The 17,798-nt window shown below is 61.4% G+C and carries 14 protein-coding genes, 1 tRNA gene, 2 pseudogenes and 1 riboswitch; of the genes and pseudogenes, 2 read left to right on the plus strand and 15 right to left on the minus strand.

Going from position 1 to position 17,798, the window contains the following annotated elements:
* Nucleotides 1-20: 20 nt before the first annotated feature.
* The 14 genes and pseudogenes from LOY70_RS07235 to LOY70_RS07300 form a co-directional block, all read right to left on the minus strand.
* Nucleotides 21-596 (minus strand): putative toxin-antitoxin system toxin component, PIN family, encoded by a 576-nt coding sequence (locus LOY70_RS07235; RefSeq protein WP_123414765.1) that lies wholly within the window; start codon nucleotides 594-596, stop codon nucleotides 21-23.
* Nucleotides 593-1,060, minus strand: a complete 468-nt coding sequence (locus LOY70_RS07240) for a helix-turn-helix domain-containing protein (RefSeq protein WP_265035033.1) — start codon at nucleotides 1,058-1,060, stop codon at nucleotides 593-595. The genes LOY70_RS07235 and LOY70_RS07240 overlap by 4 nt, the downstream gene beginning before the upstream one ends.
* Nucleotides 1,061-1,657: 597 nt before the next feature.
* Nucleotides 1,658-1,731: transfer RNA gene (locus LOY70_RS07245), tRNA-Gly, on the minus strand.
* Nucleotides 1,732-1,895: 164 nt separating this feature from the next.
* Entirely contained in the window at nucleotides 1,896-2,780 is an 885-nt protein-coding gene (locus tag LOY70_RS07250; RefSeq protein ID WP_265035035.1) for an alpha/beta fold hydrolase, read from the minus strand.
* A gap of 311 nt (nucleotides 2,781-3,091) precedes the next feature.
* Nucleotides 3,092-3,784, minus strand: a complete 693-nt coding sequence (locus LOY70_RS07255) for a pseudouridine synthase (protein WP_265035037.1) — start codon at nucleotides 3,782-3,784, stop codon at nucleotides 3,092-3,094.
* Between the two features lie 35 nt (nucleotides 3,785-3,819).
* Nucleotides 3,820-4,038, minus strand: coding sequence for a cysteine-rich CWC family protein (locus LOY70_RS07260; RefSeq protein ID WP_123414761.1), 219 nt, complete (start codon nucleotides 4,036-4,038; stop codon nucleotides 3,820-3,822).
* A pseudogene (locus tag LOY70_RS07265) lies at nucleotides 4,031-4,636 on the minus strand (GGDEF domain-containing protein); the annotation flags it as partial. The pseudogene LOY70_RS07265 and the gene LOY70_RS07260, both read right to left, overlap by 8 nt.
* A gap of 356 nt (nucleotides 4,637-4,992) precedes the next feature.
* Nucleotides 4,993-6,771 (minus strand): allophanate hydrolase, encoded by a 1,779-nt coding sequence (atzF, locus tag LOY70_RS07270; protein WP_265035040.1) that lies wholly within the window; start codon nucleotides 6,769-6,771, stop codon nucleotides 4,993-4,995.
* A gap of 22 nt (nucleotides 6,772-6,793) precedes the next feature.
* On the minus strand, nucleotides 6,794-10,435 hold the full coding sequence (gene uca, locus LOY70_RS07275; protein WP_265035042.1) for an urea carboxylase: 3,642 nt from the start codon (nucleotides 10,433-10,435) through the stop codon (nucleotides 6,794-6,796).
* Nucleotides 10,436-10,729: 294 nt separating this feature from the next.
* Nucleotides 10,730-11,371, minus strand: coding sequence for an urea amidolyase associated protein UAAP2 (locus LOY70_RS07280; RefSeq protein ID WP_123414757.1), 642 nt, complete (start codon nucleotides 11,369-11,371; stop codon nucleotides 10,730-10,732).
* An 11-nt stretch (nucleotides 11,372-11,382) separates the two neighbouring features.
* On the minus strand, nucleotides 11,383-12,108 hold the full coding sequence (locus tag LOY70_RS07285; RefSeq protein ID WP_265035046.1) for an urea amidolyase associated protein UAAP1: 726 nt from the start codon (nucleotides 12,106-12,108) through the stop codon (nucleotides 11,383-11,385).
* Between the two features lie 13 nt (nucleotides 12,109-12,121).
* On the minus strand, nucleotides 12,122-12,910 hold the full coding sequence (locus tag LOY70_RS07290) for an ABC transporter ATP-binding protein (RefSeq protein ID WP_265035047.1): 789 nt from the start codon (nucleotides 12,908-12,910) through the stop codon (nucleotides 12,122-12,124).
* Nucleotides 12,907-13,722 (minus strand): ABC transporter permease, encoded by an 816-nt coding sequence (locus LOY70_RS07295; protein WP_025212349.1) that lies wholly within the window; start codon nucleotides 13,720-13,722, stop codon nucleotides 12,907-12,909. Before LOY70_RS07295 ends, LOY70_RS07290 begins: the two co-directional genes overlap by 4 nt.
* A gap of 15 nt (nucleotides 13,723-13,737) precedes the next feature.
* Nucleotides 13,738-14,805 carry a putative urea ABC transporter substrate-binding protein gene (locus LOY70_RS07300; protein WP_265035050.1) on the minus strand — a complete coding sequence of 356 codons (1,068 nt, stop codon included), beginning with the start codon at nucleotides 14,803-14,805 and terminating at the stop codon, nucleotides 13,738-13,740.
* A 60-nt stretch (nucleotides 14,806-14,865) separates the two neighbouring features.
* Nucleotides 14,866-14,967: riboswitch (guanidine-I (ykkC/yxkD leader) on the minus strand.
* Nucleotides 14,968-15,272: 305 nt separating this feature from the next.
* Between LOY70_RS07300 and LOY70_RS07305 the strand changes: the two are divergent.
* Nucleotides 15,273-15,661, plus strand: a pseudogene (locus LOY70_RS07305) (hypothetical protein).
* A gap of 180 nt (nucleotides 15,662-15,841) precedes the next feature.
* On the opposite strand, the gene LOY70_RS07310 reads toward LOY70_RS07305, so the two are convergent.
* Nucleotides 15,842-16,954 (minus strand): enoyl-CoA hydratase/isomerase family protein, encoded by a 1,113-nt coding sequence (locus tag LOY70_RS07310; protein WP_265035052.1) that lies wholly within the window; start codon nucleotides 16,952-16,954, stop codon nucleotides 15,842-15,844.
* A gap of 132 nt (nucleotides 16,955-17,086) precedes the next feature.
* On the opposite strand from LOY70_RS07310, the gene ung reads away from it, so the two are divergent.
* Entirely contained in the window at nucleotides 17,087-17,779 is a 693-nt protein-coding gene (gene ung, locus LOY70_RS07315) for a uracil-DNA glycosylase (protein ID WP_265035054.1), read from the plus strand.
* Nucleotides 17,780-17,798: the final 19 nt, after the last annotated feature.

A 17,798-nucleotide genomic window follows, 5' to 3' on the forward strand; every position in this document is an offset into this window, starting at 1 on the left:
TTCTCGAATACAGCAACCAGCTAAAGCACATACTCAAAATGGCTGAGCAGTTTCACTGTCTCGGGTAGCTTCTGTTGCAAAAGCTTGTCGAGATATTCCCGGACGGTATGTGGCGGATTCTTTAAGGACGCGCGTTGCCGTTGCGCCGCCTCAACAACAGCTGCCTGATCCAGGTCCCACAGGTCGACGATGAATTCGTCTGGGTGTAAAGCCTCGATTCCCCAAGAGTCCAAAGCAGCTTGAGGAAAATCCTTGAGGTTGAAGGTGACAATTGCGGACGCGTTGCATTTGATCGCAGCGGCGAGAACGTGCCGATCGTCAGCGTCCGGAAGATCCAGTTGCGCGACAATCGATTCGTAATCAGTGACCAGGGCATCCGGGATGGCCCGATCCATGAGCGCTGAAGTGCGGTTTACTTGATCGACCGTGAGATCTGGCCGCTTCACCAATAGATTGCGCTTCCATTCATCGTGGATCTGCGCTGACCAGCGCGCGCGATACGCACCGGTCAGTGCAAGACGCATCAAAAAATCACGCAAGGGTGCGGGGTAGAGAACATTCGCGTCATAAACTGCCGTGTAAGGTGAATGCCTCATTCGTACCCCATCCCCAGCTCCTGCGCCTGGGCGGCTAGCTCATCCAGAATCGCGTGACTGTCCTGTTCACGTCGGTTTTTGTATTCCATCAAGTCAGCAAACTTGATTCGACGATGACGGCCCGTTTTGGTGTGCGGCATCACTCCCTCATCAAGCAGCTTGACCAGATGAGGCCTCGAAACGTTGAGCAGATCAGCCCCTTCCTGGGTGGTCAGCTCTGCATGAATTGGAACAACTTTGACGGTGTTGCCCAACGCAAGCTCGCTGAGAATTTCACCGAGTAGGCGAATTGCATAGATGGGTAGTTCTACGACTTGCCGTTGTTGTTCTCCGTCAACCAATTCAATTCGTTGGGTTTCCTGCTTGGCTGAGAGGAAGGCGGCTATCTGACGGCTTGACTCCACGGCCACAGCAATCTCCCTTTCATCAGGTAGTACGGCGCGGGTGAGGTCGGCGGTAGTCATGGCTATCTCCATAAATCGTTTATGTGCTTTAGGTGCGGCTGCGCATGGGTAACCGCATGATTGCTTTTTATTCGAAATAAACGAAAAACGCAATAAACGAAATGGCTTTGAGGTAATGACATGCTTGGAGGCGTTTTTTTGAGCGGTTAGCTTTGTCGACCCCCTGCGCGTACGGCTTGATTCCCACGCCATGCCTGCACAGGCACCAAACGGAGGGTGGCGGCCATACGAAGGTTGGTAGATCGGGCATCGGAACCGGCTCCCCCAGAGGAGCCCTGCGCATGGTCACCATAAGTGCTGGCCTAGAGAGGGCCGTGCAAGGTGACACTATGCGTCGATGCGGAGGGTCTACCAAATCCGATCGCTGTTTTTCCAGTGACCGGAAAACGATAGAACTCACCTCCAAAACGCACAAGCCGGCGGACTCTTACGTACCCGTAGGCAACGACGCAAGGTGTTGTAGCTTTCACGAAATATCTGCGGAGGTGCTTAAACGGTGATGTTTAAGTCAAATCCCGGACATAAAAAAACCGGCCATCAAGGCCGGTTTTTCTTTCCTGCATCCCCCGTCGATACCAACGTGGGAAAAAATTCGATTGGAGCGGGTGAAGGGAATCGAACCCTCGTTATCAGCTTGGGAAGCTGGAGTAATGCCATTATACGACACCCGCTCAGAGCGGCTGACTTTGTACCAGATGTGGCCAGGGATTTGAAGTTTTTCTTTACGTACGGCGAGGTCACTCGTCTACGCAAGGCTTAAACCAGAGCGGTCGTTCGCGGGCAAGCCCCATTTGCCGAAAAGCGCAGGGTGGGGCTTGCTCGCGAGGACTCGGTTTCAGATAGCCAGTGCATGGTAGCCCTGCACGTAGTTGTAGCGTGGTCGGCTTTCGTGGTGTGTCGGTTGCAGGAAGTCCAGTAAAGCGTTGCGGCTGTCCCGGCAGGCGGCTTTGTGTTCCATATCCAAGAAGTGCCCGGTGGCTTGCAGTGTGCTGAAGCTGCTCTGCTGCACATGTTCGGCAAAAAGCTTCGCGTCAGCGGCCGCGGTGTATTCGTCCCATTCCCCGTTCAGGAACAGCACAGGCACGTTGATTTTTTTTGCCACGTTGACGTAGCACAACTGGTCACTGTGGAGCACATCGCTGATATGGAAGTGCATCTGCCCGTATTCGTGCTCCGCCAGGCTGCTGACGTGGCGATGGTTGAAGCGCTTGAACAGCGGCGGCAGGTGTTTGCCGATGGTGCTGTTGACCAAGTGCCCGACACGGTCGCCGTCCAGGCTGCCGAGGTAATCCACGCCGCGCTCCAGGTAGTCGCGCATCGGCGCGTTGAGTACCGGTGAGAACGAGCTGATGACTGCTTTTTCGATGCGTCGTGGGCGCTGCGCCAAGGCGGTCAGCGTGGCGGCGCCGCCCCAGGAAAACGACAGCACATGCTCGGCGGCAAAGTGATCGATCAGTTCCAGGAGGATCTGGCCTTCGACCTCTTTCGTCAGCATGGTCTCATGCCGGTTGTGGGCTTTGGACTTGCCCGCGTAGGGCTGGTCGTAGAGCACGACGTTGAATTGCGGGTAGAGGTTTTTGGCGGTCTGTGCAAACGACGCAGTGGTGGCCATTGAGCCGTTGACCAGAATGATGGTCTTTTGTGCGGCGTCTGCGCGATAGAACTCCGTGTAAACCCGATACTGACCCTGTATATCCAGCACAGCGATTTCTGGCCTCATGTCATAAGACTCCTGGCAAGCGGGTATGCGCGCAATGAGATTGCACGAGCAATGTGACAGGTAGGCATACGCCTGAAAGATAAGGCCCATGTCGATCCAAGGAAGACGGTCGACGGGTGTTGTTATAGGCGGGCAGTCTGCCGGAGGAAAAGGGCGGAACCTGAGGGTTCTGGCCGGCAAAAAGTTTCTTGGAAGTATGTTGTGACTCATCGGTCACATTTCGGCCGACGGTTTGATTCAAGCAGGGGGGCGAGCGTTGTGCAAGTACCTATTTGAAAATTGTTCGACACTTCTGCCCGGCGGTCATCGAGTCAGATCAGGCGGATCTCTTCAGGCGTCAAGGCGCGGTATTGACCGGGCTCGAGGTTGGCGTCCAGCAGCAGTGGTCCCATGCGTTCACGGTGCAAGCGCAGCACCTTGTTATCGAAGTGGCCGAACATGCGCTTGACCTGGTGATAGCGCCCTTCAACGATGCTCAGTCGCGCTGATTTCGGCCCCAGCAACGTCAGCTCGGCTGGCTGGGTAGTGAGGTCTTCGAAGGCGAAGTACAGGCCGCGAGCGAAGGTGATGGCGTATTCGGCGGTGATGGCTTGCTCGGTTTCGACGTAATAGACCTTGGGCAATTTGGTCTGCGGCTGGGTCAGGCGCCGCGACCAGCTGCCATCGTTGGTGATCAGCATCAGGCCGGTGGTGTTGAAGTCCAGGCGTCCGGCGATGTGCAGGTCGTCCTTGTCCGGTTCGTCCAGCCAGTCGAGCACGGTGGGGTGTTGCGGATCGCGAGTGGCGCTGACGCAGCCGGGCGGCTTGTGCAGCATGAAGTAGCGCGCCGGTCGGCCGGCTTGCAGCACTTCGTCGTCGACTTCGACGCGACTGAATTCACGTACCGGTGCATGGGGATCGTTGACGGTCTGGCCATCGATTCGCACCCGGCGCTCCACCAGCAACAGGCGCACTTGTTGGCGATTGAATCGCGGCAGATTGCTGAGGAAACGGTCGACGCGCATGGGCAGTTCAGGCAGGGCAGCGGAGGGTGGGCATCTTACGCGATCGGCTGGGGCTTGGCGCGCAACTGGGCCTCGACCTGGGCGCAGCGTGGGCACAGGCAGGATTGATTACGCAGTTCGGCCGGCAATGCTTCAAGCACCGCCGGGTCGATGCTCACGCCATAACACCAGCAGGCCCTATCGGCGGTGCGTGGGTCGGCCAGGGTACAGTCGTTGACGCCACCGCAGGCTGGGCAAAGCTCAGGTTTATTCATAACTGGAGTGAGGCAGTTCCACGCAGGTTCGGTTGCACCCGGTCTGCCGGGCGCGTTGCAGCGCATGATCGGTCCGTAACAGCAGACTGTGCAAGACGTCTTCGTCCTGCAAGGTGGTGAGGCCGATGCTGACGGTCACCAACAGTTGTTTGCCACTGCAGAAGTAGCGTTGTGTTTCGATGCGTTGGCGTATTTTCTCGGCGATGTTCAGACCGGTCTTTCCATCGGTGTCCTTGAGCAGCACGACAAAGGCCTCGGCACTCCAGCGACACACAATGTCTGATTGGCGCAGGCTTTCAGTCAGATCGCGAGCGAGCCCGGTCAGCAGTTGATCGGTGGCAACGTGACCGTGACTGGCGTCCAGCCGCTTGAAATCATCCAGCTCCAACAACAGCGCGGTCATCGGTTTGGGTTCGCGCTGGGCTTCGTGCAGGGCTTGCACCGCCAGCAGGTCGAAACCGCGGCGGTTCGGTAGTTCGGTCAGGCTGTCGAGAATGGTCTGGGCGTCGATGCGGTGTTGGTAGTCATTGATCATTCGATACAACATGGCCAAAACCGCCAGCGTCACCAGCAGACCCAGCAAAAGATTCAGGTACAACACCTTGAGCGTGTTGTCCCGTGCCGAGGTATTGGCTGCGTAATAGCCCAACAATGAAATGATCAGAAAACCTGTACCAAGCAGCGCCACTACGGCCAGCAGTGGCTTGCGCTGGGAATACAACGGCGAACGAAGCGACATGGCGATTCCCTTGGCTAGGACCCAATGGAGTCAGTTTAGTGGCCTTGTGGGAAAAGACAGTCGAATTTGCAGGTTTGCAAGATTGTGGCGAGGGGATTTATCCCCGCTGGGCTGCGCAGCAGCCCCAATACCTGACAGCGCGGTGTATCAGACAGAGTGCATTGGGGCCGCTTCGCGGCCCAACGGGGATAAATCCCCTCGCCACAGGGCAGTGTTTACTCAAGGGTCGTTAGATAAGCCCGCCATCCTCCCAGATGGCTGATGTCCCGTGCGCCCTCCAGGCCATACGACTCACAGATGAATCCGCTTTCCCAGCGCCCATCGGCCAATTGCACCTTGCCCAGCCCCAACGGTGCGGGGATGCCGGTCAGGAACGAGCCCAGTTCACTGCTCGGCAGCTCCCAGACTTCGACCTCGATCGCCACGCCGCCTTCATGAACTCGAACCATACCGGGGCGCAGGGGAGGGCCGCCGGCCAAGGCATGGAGACGGTAATCCGCTGAGCTTTGGGTGGCCTCGATCAGCCGGGCACCGCGTTGCTTGAGCTGCCAGTTCAGCGCCAACCCGTCCAGGTGCGCGCCACACACGACCAGTCGCGCCCGGTCGTGGCGCGCCGGCTGGGCGGGAACGGGCAAGGTCTTGTCCTGTTGACGCTGCAAGGCATCGGCCACGCTCAAAAGGTATTGATCAGTGAACGCTCGACCGAACAGCGTCACGCCCCAGGGCAAACCGTTGGCCATGAACGCGCTGGGAACGGCGACGGCGGCGTAGTCCAGCAGGTTCATGAAATTGGTGTAGTAACCCAGTTCCGAGTTGCGTAGCACCGGTTCGGCGGCCAGTTCGGCGAGGGTCACTGGCCGGCCGATGGTCGGTGTGAGCACGCAATCGAGCGCGTCCATGGCCCGGTCGCATTGGGCTTTGAGCGCTTGTAAACGGTAGCGGGCGTGGAAGGTTTGTACGCCATCCACCGTAGGCGCTTTCGCCAATACGGCGCGGATGACGGGTAAGACGGCGTCGGGCTCGCGCTCCATCAATGGGCCGGCAACGCTGTAGCGTTCGGCCACCCATGGGCCCTCATAAAGCAGTCGTGCGGCTTCCAGGAACGGCGACAGGTCCAGTTCCACCGCTTCACCCCCCAGGCGTTCGAGTCGTTCGATGGCCTCGAGAAACAGCGACGGACCTTCAAGGCAGCCGAAAAACGCCAGGTCCTGCTGACGTGGCACACCGAAGCGAAAGCGCCGAGGCGCGCCGAACGCAGAGCCATCGTTCCACTGCGGGTTGTGGCGGCTGTAGTCGTCACGAGGGTCTGGACGGGCCGTCAGCGCCAACAACTGGCTGGCTTCCTTTGCGGTCGCCGTGAAGGTCGTGACACAGTCCAGCGTACGACAGGCCGGGACCACGCCCGCCGTGGAGATCAACCCCAGGGTGGCCTTCAATCCCACCAGGTTGTTCAGCGCCGCTGGTACCCGACCAGAGCCGGCGGTATCGGTGCCCAAGGCGAAACTTGTCACGCCCAAGGCCACCGCCAGTGACGAGCCGGCGCTCGAACCACCGGCCGGATAGTCGGGCAACACGCTGTTGCGACAGGCGCCGTAGGGCGAGCGAGTGCCATTGAGGCCAGTAGCGAATTGGTCGAGGTTGGTCTTGCCCAGGGGGATCGCGCCCAGTGCCAGCAACTGCTCGACGATGGTCGCCGAGCGTGGCGGCACATAGGCAAATGCCGGGCAGGCTGCGGTGGTCGGAATGCCGGCCAGGTCGATGTTGTCCTTGATGGCAAAAGGTACGCCGTACAGCGGCAGGCTCTCCAGGTCGCGGCCTTCCAACGCGGCCAGGTAGGGCTCCAGTTCCTCGACCGTCAGCAGGTGGATGAACAGGTGATAGTCCGGGTTCAGCGCCGCGGCTTTTTCCCGCAGGTCCAACAGCAATTTGCGAGGCGTCAGTTTGCCGCTGCGGTAGGCATTGCGCAGGTCGTCCAAGCGAAGCGAAAGGTTCATGGGGTTAATCCTTTGATTGAGTTCAGTCACGTTCCAGCACCACGACGCGCTGGCCGGCGCGCACCGCCGAACCGGGCTGCACGCGCACCTCGCGCACCACACCGGCCGAGGGCGCAAGCACCGGGATTTCCATCTTCATCGACTCCAGGATGACCAACACATCGCCGACGGCGACCCGAGCGCCAACCTCCACCTGAACCTGCCAGAGGTTTCCGGCGATGTGGCTGTCGACGCTCAGTTGACCGTCAGTCAGCTGCGCATCTTCGCTTGGCGCGATGGCCGGTTCTTCACTGTCGAAGTGCGCCTGGCCACTGGCGATCCAACGCTCGCGCTCAGCGTCGAAGGCGCCTTGTTGCTGGCGGCGGAACGCGGCGATGCTGTCGGCCTCCTGCATCAGGAAACGCTGGTAGTCAGCGAGGTTGAGCTGGCTATGCTCGATCTCCAGGTCGAAGCGGCCCAGCGGGAAGTCCCGGCGGATGCGCAACAGTTCATCGGCGCTGACCGGGTAGAAGCGGATCTGGTCGAAAAACCGCAGCAGCCAGGGCTTGCCGTCGAATGCGGCGACGTCTCGATAACGATTCCACATCTGCAACGTGCGCCCGACGAACTGATAGCCGCCAGGCCCTTCCATGCCGTACACGCACATGTAGGCGCCGCCGATGCCCACCGAGTTTTCCGCGGTCCAGGTCCGGGCCGGGTTGTATTTGGTGGTCACCAGTCGATGCCGTGGGTCGAGCGGTGTGGCGACCGGTGCGCCAAGGTAGACGTCCCCCAGGCCCATGACCAGGTAGCTGGCGTCAAACACCGTGCGTTGCACCTCGTCGAGGTTGGGCAGGTCGTTGATGCGTCGAATGAACTCCAGGTTGCTCGGGCACCAGGGCGCGTCCTTGCGCACGGTGGTCATGTATTTCTCGATGGCGAGTTGGCAAGCCGGATCGTCCCAGGACAGTGGCAGGTGGACGATGCGCGACGGCACTTGCAGGTCCTGCGCGGCGCACACGGCGTCCCATTCCCCGGCGACGATGGCCAGTAGCTCGGCCAGGGGTAATTGCTCGGGTTGGTAATGCACTTGCAGCGAGCGAATACCCGGCGTCAGGTCGATCACACCGTGCAATTGTTTGTGTTCCAACGCCTGCATCAAGGCATGGGCGCGAAAGCGCAGCACCAGGTCCAGTTCGGGGGCGCCGATTTCCAGCAGCAGGTGGGTGTCGCCGGACAATCTCGCCACCAGATGGGTGTCTTCCTGGCCGATATCCAATACCACAGGCGACATGATCCCCTGTGGGAGCGAGCTTGCTCGCGATAGCGGCGGTACATCCGACATCGAAGTCACTGACTGACCGCTATCGCGAGCAAGCTCGCTCCCACACTGATCCCATTTCAAGGCCAGTGAGCGGGCGGTCGATATATCCACCGGCACGAATCGCACCTTGTCCCCAGCCTTGAGCTGCCCCAACTGCCAGAGATCCGCTTCGATCACCGTCACCGGGCAGACGAAACCGCCCAGGCTCGGGCCGTCGGGGCCGAGGATGACGGGCATGTCGCCGGTGAAGTCCACGGCGCCGATGGCGTAGGGATTGTCATGGATGTTGGAAGGATGCAGCCCGGCCTCGCCACCGTCGGCGCGTACCCATTCAGGTTTCGGCCCGATCAGTCGGACGCCGGTGCGGCTGGAGTTGAAATGGACTTCCCAGGCTGTGTCGAAGAACGTCTGGATGTAGCGCTCGGTGAAATATTCGGGCGCGCCGTGGGGGCCGTAGATCACGCGGATCTGGCGCAGGCTCGGCAGTTCCAGGATCGGTGCGCTCGTTGGCGGCAGCGTCGTGTGCTCATCCAGCGGCACCAGATGCAACACATCGCCGGTACACAACGCCCGTCCACCATGGCCGCCGAACTGACCGAGGGTAAAGGTACTTTTGCTGCCCAGGTAATCCGGCACTTGTACGCCACCCTGCAGGCACAGGTAGCTGCGCGCCCCGGCACCGGAAATGTTGCCGATGGCGAGGGTGGCGCCGGCAGCGATCGACAACGGGGTGTTCATCGGTACGGCTTCACCATCGAGCGTAAGGGCAATCACCGCACCGGTCACCACCACCCGGGCATCGCAGTTGAAACGCAGCAGCGGCCCGTTCATGGTGATTTCCAATGCTGCCGCACCTTCCTCATTGCCCAGCAGGCGATTGCCCAGGCGCAAGGAACGGCTGTCCATCGGTCCTGACGGCGGCACCCCTACCGCCCAATAACCGAGGCGGCCGGGATAGTCCTGGACGCTGGTCTGGGTGCCGGGGCTGAGCACTTCAACGGTGTGAGCACGGTAGACCAGCGCGTCCAGGCAGCGGGTCCAGGGCTGGCCGTTGGCAAACGGTGCATCGAGAAGAATCTGTTGCAGGTAGTCGCGATTGGTTTCGACGCCGTACAGCAGGCTTTCGCCCAGCGCTTGGTGCAAGCCCTGGCGGGCCTGCTCGCGGGTTGGCGCCCAGCGAATGACTTTTGCGATCATCGGGTCGAAGTAGGCCGGGATCTGGCAACCGGCCTCGACCCAGGTGTCGATGCGCAGCTGTTTGCCGTCGGCCTCGGGGAATTTCACGGCGGTCAAAAGCCCTGGGCTCGGTTGGAAATCCCGGCCTGGATCTTCGGCGTACAGGCGCGCCTGAATCGCGTGGCCCTCGGCTTTCAAATCCTGGCTCAACGCGCTCAGGGGCGGTAGATCACCGGCCGCCAGTTGCACCATCCAGCGCACCAGGTCCACGCCCCACACCTGCTCGGTGACACCGTGCTCCACTTGCAGACGGGTGTTCACTTCCAGGAAGTAAAAGCGCCCGGCGTCGCTGTCGAACACGAACTCCACAGTGCCGGCGCTGCGGTAGTTCACGGCCTGGGCCAGTTGGATCGCTGCTGCGCAGAGTTCGTCAGCCATGCCCTCGGGCAGGTTGGGGGCCGGGGTTTCCTCGAGGACTTTCTGGTTGCGCCGCTGCACCGAACAGTCGCGCACGCCCAGGGCGATCACCTGGCCCTGGCCGTCGCCGAACACCTGTACTTCCAGATGCCGCGCACGTTCGATGTACTTCTCGATGAACACCCCGGCGTCGCTGAAGTTGTTCTGGCCCAGGCGCTTGACCGCCTCGAAGGACTCGCTCAGCTCGGCGGCGCTGCGACACACGCGCATGCCGATGCCGCCACCGCCGGCGGTACTTTTGAGCATCACCGGATAACCGATCCGGGTGCCGGCCAACAGTGCGGCGTCGAGGCTGTCGAGCAGTTCGGTGCCTTCGAGCAGCGGCACGCCGTGTTGCCGCGCCAGGTCGCGGGCGGTGTGCTTGAGGCCGAACACGCGCAGTTGTTGTGGCGTCGGACCAATGAAGGCGATCCCGGCCGCTTCGCAGGCTTCGGCGAAAGCTGCATTTTCCGAGAGAAAGCCGTAGCCGGGATGAATCGCCGTCGCGCCGCTGCTTTTGGCGATCGCCAGGAGTTTGTCCACCGCCAGATACGTATTGACCGCCGCGCCTTCGCCCAGGCTGTGGGCTTCGTCGGCCTGCAAGATATGCAGGCTGGCGGCGTCGGCTTGGGAATACACCGCGACGCCTTGGACCTTCAGTTCGCCCAAGGTCCGCAGGATGCGACAGGCGATGGCGCCACGGTTGGCGATGAGGATTTTTTCGAACATGGCATTGCCCCCTCAGGCTTGCGTGCTGCCTGAACTGGGATGCGGGCCGTCCCGCAGTTTTCGATGGCCGCCGGGGTCGTCCCAGGCGGCAAACCTCCAAACATCACTGCGCCCCTTGTGGGAGCGAGCTTGCTCGCGATAGCGGTGGTACATCCAACATCAATGTGACTGACTGACTGACAGACCGCTATCGCGAGCAAGCTCGCTCCCACAGGGGGGCTGGGCGTTATTTGATGCACTGCCCCGACCGGCTCTGGCACAACGCAAACAGCCAGCGCCGCAGGCGGGTGAGTTTCAGTTCCATATCAAAAGCTCCGCAGGCGTGGGGTTGTAGGCGTTGCACGGGTTGTTCAGTTGCGGGCAGTTGGAGATCAGCACGATCACGTCCATCTCGGCCCGCAAGTCGACGTATTTGCCCGGCGCCGAGATCCCGTCTTCGAAGGTCAGCCCGCCGTCGGCGGTGACCGGCACGTTCATGAAGAAGTTGATGTTCGGCCCGATATCGCCCTTGCCCAGGCGACCATCGTGGGCACAGGCCCGCAGGTAGTTGTCACGGCAGCTGTGCATGTAGCGTTTTTCCAGGGCGTAGCGCACGGTGTTGCTTTCCTGGGCGCAGGCGCCGCCGAGGGTGTCGTGGCGTCCACAGGTGTCTTCGACGATGGTCAGCATCGGGTGGCCGAGGTTGGAATACAGCACGCTGCCGGTGCTCAGGTAAACGCTGTTTTGCCGACGCAGGGTGCGTTGCACGTCGTAGCGTTCCTTGGGGTTGGCCAGGCTGTAGAACAGCGTATCGACCGCCTGGTTGCCTTCGAGGTCGAGGATGCGCAGGGTCTGGCCCGCCTTGACCTCCACCAGCCAGGGTTCCCCGGCGGGAATCGTGGCGCGGTAGACGGCGGTTTCGGGTTGCTTGTGTGCGGTGGCGATGGCGAGTGACATGGCAGCGATCCTCAGGCGAACAGGCGGTCGGTGTTGATGAAGCCGCGCTGGTTTTCCGGACGCGAAAGGCGGCAGTGCTCGGCGACGCTGGCATCGGCGTTCATCCAGCTGAGCTTGAGCGGTTGCGGGGCGTAGTGCGGGTTAGGGTCCATTGGGTGTTGCAGCGCGGTCAGCACCACCAGGGTGTCCATCGGCGCGTACAGCTCGATGTAGTCGCCGGTCAGGGAGTTGCCCTCGACGAAGTGAAAGTTTCCCGCCTCATCGACATCGACCCGGCTGAACAGGTTGAGGGTCATCAGCAGGTCGGACAGGCCCAGTCCCCATTTGCCCAGTTCCACCAACAGGTTGTCGGTGCCGTTGCGGAAGAAGCCGTTGCGCAGTTCCTGGTAGCGGCCCTGACCGTATTTTTGCGCGACTTCCTCGGCGCAGAGCACGCCGCCCAGGCTGTCGCTCCAGCCGCAGGTGTCGGTGGTGATGGCGGCCAGCACCCGGCCCATGTCCGAGTAGAGGCAGTGGCCGGCGGTGAGTTTGGCGGTGTGTTGGCATTTGAGGCTGTCGGGCAGGTTCAGGCGTTCGGTTTTCTCGTTGGCATTGAGCAGCGTCAGGCTCACGTTGGCGCCGCCGCGCAAGTCGGTCAGGCGCAGCAGTTGGCCGCGCTTGAGCACGAAAGAACGGTGGCCTCCACCGGGCAGCAGTTCTTCGGCGAAGGGTGTAAACAAGCGGGTCGAGTCGGGCATGGAAAAACTCCTTTCAAGCGATACGCAAGGTGCCGGCCAGTTCGGCGGGCAGGGCGTCGACGGCGGCACGGGCGGTGCGGCGGTCGCTGTTCAATGGAATGTCGTAGGTGATGCGGGCGCCATAGGCACCAGGGGCGTGGGGATCGACACGGACCTTGTCGAACACCAACAGGCGTGTGCCGAGGCTGAAGCCTTCGGACAGGTCATGGGTGACCATGAACACGGTCAGCCGGGTTTCGCGCCACAGCTCCAGCAACAGGGCGTGCATGTCTTTGCGAATGCCCGGGTCGAGGGCGCCGAAGGGTTCGTCCAGCAGCAGGACCCGCGGCTTCATGATCAGTGCCTGGGCGATGGCCAGTCGCTGCTGCATGCCCCCGGACAGTTGCGCCGGGTATTTATCCTGCGCATGGCCGAGGCCGACCTTGTCCAGCAAGTGTGCGGCTTCTTCACGGGCCTGCCGTTTGGCGCTGCCGAACAGGCGACCGAGCAGCGGCGAGCGCGGCAACTCCAGGCCCAGGGCGACGTTGTCCAGCACGGTCAGGTGCGGGAACACCGAATAACGTTGGAACACCACGCCCCGGCTGGCATCCGGCTCGCCGGCCAAGGGCTCGCCATCGAGGAGAATCTGTCCGCGACTGGCTCGTTCCTGGCCCAGCAGCAAGCGCAGGAAGGTCGACTTGCCGCAACCCGACGCCCCCACCAGGGTGCAGAACTCACCCTCGGCGACGCTCAAGTTCAAGCGCTCGAGCACCACCTGGTCGCCGTACTGTTGCCAGACGTTGTTCACGTTAATGAAACTCATGCCTTCGCCCCCTCATACCAGGGGAACGCTTGCCGGGTCAGGCGCTTGAGACCCCAGTCCATCAGCCAGGCGAGCAGGGTGATCCACACCACGTAGGGCAGAATCACGTCCATCGCCAGGTAACGGCGCACGAGGAAAATCCGATAGCCCAGCCCATCGGTGGAGGCGATGGCTTCGGCAGCGATCAGAAACAGCCAGGCTGAACCGAGCATCAGCCGCAGGGAAATCAACAGGCGTGGCAGTAATTGCGGCAGCACCACCCGCAGCATCAGGGTCCAGGTCGAAGCACCAAGGGTCTGGGCCTTGATCAGCAGCTCAGGCGGAATTTCCCGGGCGCGCTGTTCCAGGTCCCGGGCCAGGCACGGTGTGATGCCAATCACGATCAGCATCACTTTCGACAATTCTCCCAAGCCAAAGACGATGAACAGGATCGGCAGGATGGCCAGCGGCGGCACCATCGACACCACGGTGAGCAGCGGCGATAACGGCGCGCCCAACAGCGGCAACGTGCCGGCGGCAATGCCCAGGCATAGCCCGGCCAGGGCGCTGATGCCCAGGCCGATGGCCAACCGGCGCAGGCTCGACGCGGTGTCTTGCCAGAGCAAGTAATCGCCGCTGCGGGCGTCGGCGGTGAAGGCCAGGCGCTTGACCGCATCGGCCATTTGCACGGCACTGGGCAGCAGTTTGTCGTTAGGGTTGTCCGTCAACCGTTCGGCCGAGCCCATGAAGTAGGCGAACAACACCAGCGCGAAGGGCAGGATCACCAGCAACAAGCGGCTGGGACGATCCGGGTAGCGGTTGATCAGGCGCATGCCAGGTCCTCCGGTTTACAGCTTGGCGTCGGCGGCCAGCTGTACGTAGGTCGGGTCAAAGCGCAGCTTGAGGTTGGCTTTGTCGCCACGGGTCACGCCATTGGCGAACGCCATGCCGACTGCGTTGGCGTCCTTGGCGCCTTCGCCCAGCAAGCCGTGCTGGAACGAGAACTCGGCGACTTTGCCCATGGTGCTGGGCAGTTGCTCGCTGGTGGCGAAACCCAGGGCTTCCTTGGGCGTGGCGAACAGCTTGGTGGTGTCCAGTTGCGACTGAAAGCCGGCCAGGTCGGTGCCCGAGGCCTTGGCCATGTGCTCCAGCGCGGTCTTGCTCGCGGCGTTTTTCGCATTCATCAGCGCCACCACTTCAAACCAGGCGCCGGTCAACGCTTTGCCCAGGGCCGGGTTGTCCTGCAGGGTCTGGGTGTTGACCACCATCATGTCCATGATCTCGCCGGGAACCTGGCTGGAATTGAACACTTCGCTCACGCCGGGTTGGGCCTTGATGTCCGAGAGCATCGGGTTCCACGTGGTGACGGCCTTGACCTGATCGGTGTTGAAGGCGGCGGAGATGTCGGCGTCGGAGGTGTTGACGACCTTCAGGTCCTTTTCGGCGAGGCCCACGGAATCCAGGGCACGGGCCAGCAGGTAATGGGACACCGACAGTTCCACCAGATTGACGTCCATGCCCTTGAGGTCGGCCACTTTCTTGCCTTCACCCTTGAGGACGATGCCGTCGTTGCCGTTGGAGAAATCGCTGACGATCAGCGCGGTGCTGTCCACGCCGCCGGCCGCGGGAATGGTCAGGGCGTCCATGTTGGTCATGGTGCAGCCGTCGAACTGACCGGCGGTGTACTGGTTGATGGACTCGACGTAATCGTTGAGCTGCACGAAATCGATCTTGATGCCGTATTTTTTTGCCCATTTATCGACGATGCCTTGGCTGCCGGCGTATTCCCAGGGCATCCAGCCGGCATAAATGGTCCAGCAGACGCTGAAGCGGTCTTTTTGTGCGGCGGCGGACGAGAGGCTCACGAGGGCCGAGAGGACGGCGAGGAGCAGGGCGGACAGACGAAGCTTGAACATGGTGGTTCTCCAGTTGATCAAGGGCGGACAGGAGCAACGCGGCACCGCGAACGGTGGCTTGTCTCCCGGGCTTTTGTCCCGCCGTGTAACCTCAACTGGAGGTCGCCAACTCTCGGACCAGTCACTCGCCAGAAGCGAGCCGGAACCCTAGTCAGCCATTGCAAATTGTGGTGCCGCGAACCTGTGATGACTCCTGCACGGGGTTTGTTAAAGCGAGAGCCGTGCCAAGTCCGCTGAAGGCCCGGGCCAGAGAGGGCGGGGGCTGGAAAGGGGTGAGTGAGTACGGATTTATGCCAAGTTGTGGTGCTGTGGCGCACTGTAAGGGGGCAAAGCGCTACATGTTTCTAGTTATTGCTAGGTCGCACCAGATTCCGATTTCGCTGTCAGATTAATCGTCAGTCACCCAATAGATGACTGCCGCCCCTCAGCGTCGCTGATGTGGCTCATTCGCGGTCCAGGAGGCCGCCATGTATCGACGACTGCTCCTCATTGCGTTTCTCGGTTTGACTCTTTCGGCATGCGTGCCTTACTACGACGGAGACTCGAGCTACTACCGTTCCGAGGTCTACACCTCACCGGCACCGGTCTATTACGGTGGCGGGAGCTACTATTCGGCACCGCGTGGCTACTACGCACCGCGGTATTACCAACCGGCGCCACGCTATTACTCGCCGCCGCGCTACTACCAGCAAGGCCCACGCTATTACTCGCCACCGCGAGCGGCGTATCGGTCTTATCCACATCGGGGGGCTGGGACGGCCGTGACCGGGGCGGTTGGAATGATGACCGACGGGGTCGAGGCGGGCGTGACCATCGGGGACGCGGTGGTCATGACGGACGGGGCGGTCACCGCTGATCCCGCGGCAACAGAAAGCGGCGCATAAAGCGCCGCTTTTTTGTGCCTGCAATAAACCCGATGGGATAACCCTTGTGGGAGCGAGCTTGCTCGCGATGGCGTCGGGTCGGCCAGCATGGATGTGCCTGACATGCCGCAATCGCGAGCAAGTCGCTCCCACAGGGCACTCTTCCTGGCTCGTTACTCGTTGGACAAATCCGCCAGCGGATGCCGCCCTTCCCACGCCTTGTGAAAGTGCGCCTCGACTGCCGCTTCAGGCACACGGTTGATGTCCGGCCAATGCCAGTGCGGCTTGTGGTCCTTGTCGATCAGCCGAGCCCGCACGCCTTCGCTGAATTCCGGATGACGGCAGCAATTGAGGCTCAGGGTGTATTCCATCCGGAACACACCGGCCAAGGACAAATGCCGCGCCCGGGCGATCTGCTCCCAAACCAGATGAGCGGTCAGCGGCGAGCCTTCGGTCATGGTCTTGGCCGCGCGGGCGATCAGCGGATCAGGGTGGTCCACCAACAGGCTGAGGGCTTTCCAGGCGCAGCGCACGTCGCTGACATCCAGCCATTCGTCGATTTTCTGCCGACGTGGCAGCCATTGGGCCTCGGGCAGTTGGGCGATGGCTTCCTGTTGCAAGGCCTTGAGCAGACTGTTGAGCTGCATCTCGGTCTGCTCCTGCCAGTTGAGTTGCAACAGGCCCTCGATCAGGTCGTCCTGCTGTTCATCCAGCAAAAAACGGTCGGCCAGGCCCAGGTCGATGGCGTCCCGAGCATTCATGTGGGCACCGGTCAGGCCAAGAAACAGGCCAAGCTTGCCCGGCAGGCGCGACAAAAACCAACTGGCGCCGACATCCGGGTACAGGCCGATGCTGATTTCCGGCATCGCCAGGCGACTGCTCGGCGTGACGATCCGTGTGCTGGCGCCTTGCAGCAGCCCCATGCCGCCGCCCAGGACGTAGCCGTGGCCCCAGCACAACAAGGGTTTGGGGTAGGTGTGCAGGTTGAAGTCCAAGCGGTATTCCGCCGCGAAAAATTGCGCAGCCAGGGGCGGTACTTCACCGGGGGTGGCACGGCAGGCTTCCACCAGGCTGCGGACTTCACCGCCGGCGCAGAAGGCCTTGGCGCCGTTGCCGCGCAATAACACACAAACGATTTGCGGTTCTCTGGCCCAGGCATCTAGACGATCGCGCAGAGCGTTGATCATCGGCAAGGAAAGGGCGTTCAGGGATTTTTCAGCATCCAGCGTGGCGATGCCGATGCGGGCACCGTCGATGCCGGTGAGTTCTTCGAAGTGCAGATTCATCGTGACCTCGATCAGAAAATTGAATGATCAGTATGACCGCTGCGTAGGAAAGTGCCGGTTCTGCGTCAGATCAATTGACAAGCCATGTAGGCTTTCCTAGGGTGCGCCCATTGTTTTTTACCGGATGCAACCATGACTGCTGACGACCGTATCAAACTCGAACCGAGCTGGAAGCAGGCACTGCGTGCCGAATTCGACCAGCCCTACATGGCAGAGTTGCGCGAATTCCTGCGGCGGGAATACGCGGCCGGAAAGGAGATTTATCCACCGGCACCGTTGATTTTCAATGCCCTCAATTCCACGCCGCTGGACCAGGTCAAGGTGGTGATCCTCGGCCAGGATCCGTACCACGGTCCGGGCCAGGCCCATGGCTTGTGTTTCTCGGTGCAGCCGGGCGTGCCGACGCCGCCGTCGCTGGTGAATATCTACAAGGAATTGAAGCGCGATCTGAACATCGATATCCCGAGTCACGGCTACCTGCAAAGTTGGGCCGACCAGGGCGTGCTGCTGCTCAACACGACCCTGACCGTGGAGCGCGCCAATGCCAACGCCCACGCCAAAAAAGGTTGGCAGCACTTTACCGACAGGATCATTGAAGTCGTCAGTGAACACCAGCCGCACTTGGTGTTCCTGTTGTGGGGCGCCCATGCCCAGAGCAAGCAGAAGCTGATCGATGCGACCAAGCATTTGGTGCTGACTTCGGTCCACCCGTCACCGCTGTCGGCCCACCGAGGCTTCATCGGCTGCGGGCATTTCAACCGGACCAACAAGTTTCTCCAGCAGCAGGGCGAGACGCCGATCGATTGGCGGTTGCCGCCGCTTTAAGCGGTCGGCAGTCAGGGCC

Source organism: Pseudomonas sp. B21-054 (assembly GCF_026016345.1).
Lineage (GTDB): Bacteria > Pseudomonadota > Gammaproteobacteria > Pseudomonadales > Pseudomonadaceae > Aquipseudomonas.

Excerpts from the sequence above, each read along its gene's own strand:
- LOY70_RS07235 (WP_123414765.1), bottom strand. The coding sequence starts at position 596 with ATGAGGCATTCACCTTACACGGCAGTTTATGACGCGAATGTTCTCTAC.
- LOY70_RS07240 (WP_265035033.1), bottom strand. The coding sequence starts at position 1,060 with ATGACTACCGCCGACCTCACCCGCGCCGTACTACCTGATGAAAGGGAG.
- LOY70_RS07250 (WP_265035035.1), bottom strand. The coding sequence starts at position 2,780 with ATGAGGCCAGAAATCGCTGTGCTGGATATACAGGGTCAGTATCGGGTT.
- LOY70_RS07255 (WP_265035037.1), bottom strand. The coding sequence starts at position 3,784 with ATGCGCGTCGACCGTTTCCTCAGCAATCTGCCGCGATTCAATCGCCAA.
- LOY70_RS07260 (WP_123414761.1), bottom strand. The coding sequence starts at position 4,038 with ATGAATAAACCTGAGCTTTGCCCAGCCTGCGGTGGCGTCAACGACTGT.
- atzF (WP_265035040.1), bottom strand. The coding sequence starts at position 6,771 with ATGAACCTTTCGCTTCGCTTGGACGACCTGCGCAATGCCTACCGCAGC.
- uca (WP_265035042.1), bottom strand. The coding sequence starts at position 10,435 with ATGTTCGAAAAAATCCTCATCGCCAACCGTGGCGCCATCGCCTGTCGC.
- LOY70_RS07280 (WP_123414757.1), bottom strand. The coding sequence starts at position 11,371 with ATGTCACTCGCCATCGCCACCGCACACAAGCAACCCGAAACCGCCGTC.
- LOY70_RS07285 (WP_265035046.1), bottom strand. The coding sequence starts at position 12,108 with ATGCCCGACTCGACCCGCTTGTTTACACCCTTCGCCGAAGAACTGCTG.
- LOY70_RS07290 (WP_265035047.1), bottom strand. The coding sequence starts at position 12,910 with ATGAGTTTCATTAACGTGAACAACGTCTGGCAACAGTACGGCGACCAG.
- LOY70_RS07295 (WP_025212349.1), bottom strand. The coding sequence starts at position 13,722 with ATGCGCCTGATCAACCGCTACCCGGATCGTCCCAGCCGCTTGTTGCTG.
- LOY70_RS07300 (WP_265035050.1), bottom strand. The coding sequence starts at position 14,805 with ATGTTCAAGCTTCGTCTGTCCGCCCTGCTCCTCGCCGTCCTCTCGGCC.
- LOY70_RS07310 (WP_265035052.1), bottom strand. The coding sequence starts at position 16,954 with ATGAATCTGCACTTCGAAGAACTCACCGGCATCGACGGTGCCCGCATC.
- ung (WP_265035054.1), top strand. The coding sequence starts at position 17,087 with ATGACTGCTGACGACCGTATCAAACTCGAACCGAGCTGGAAGCAGGCA.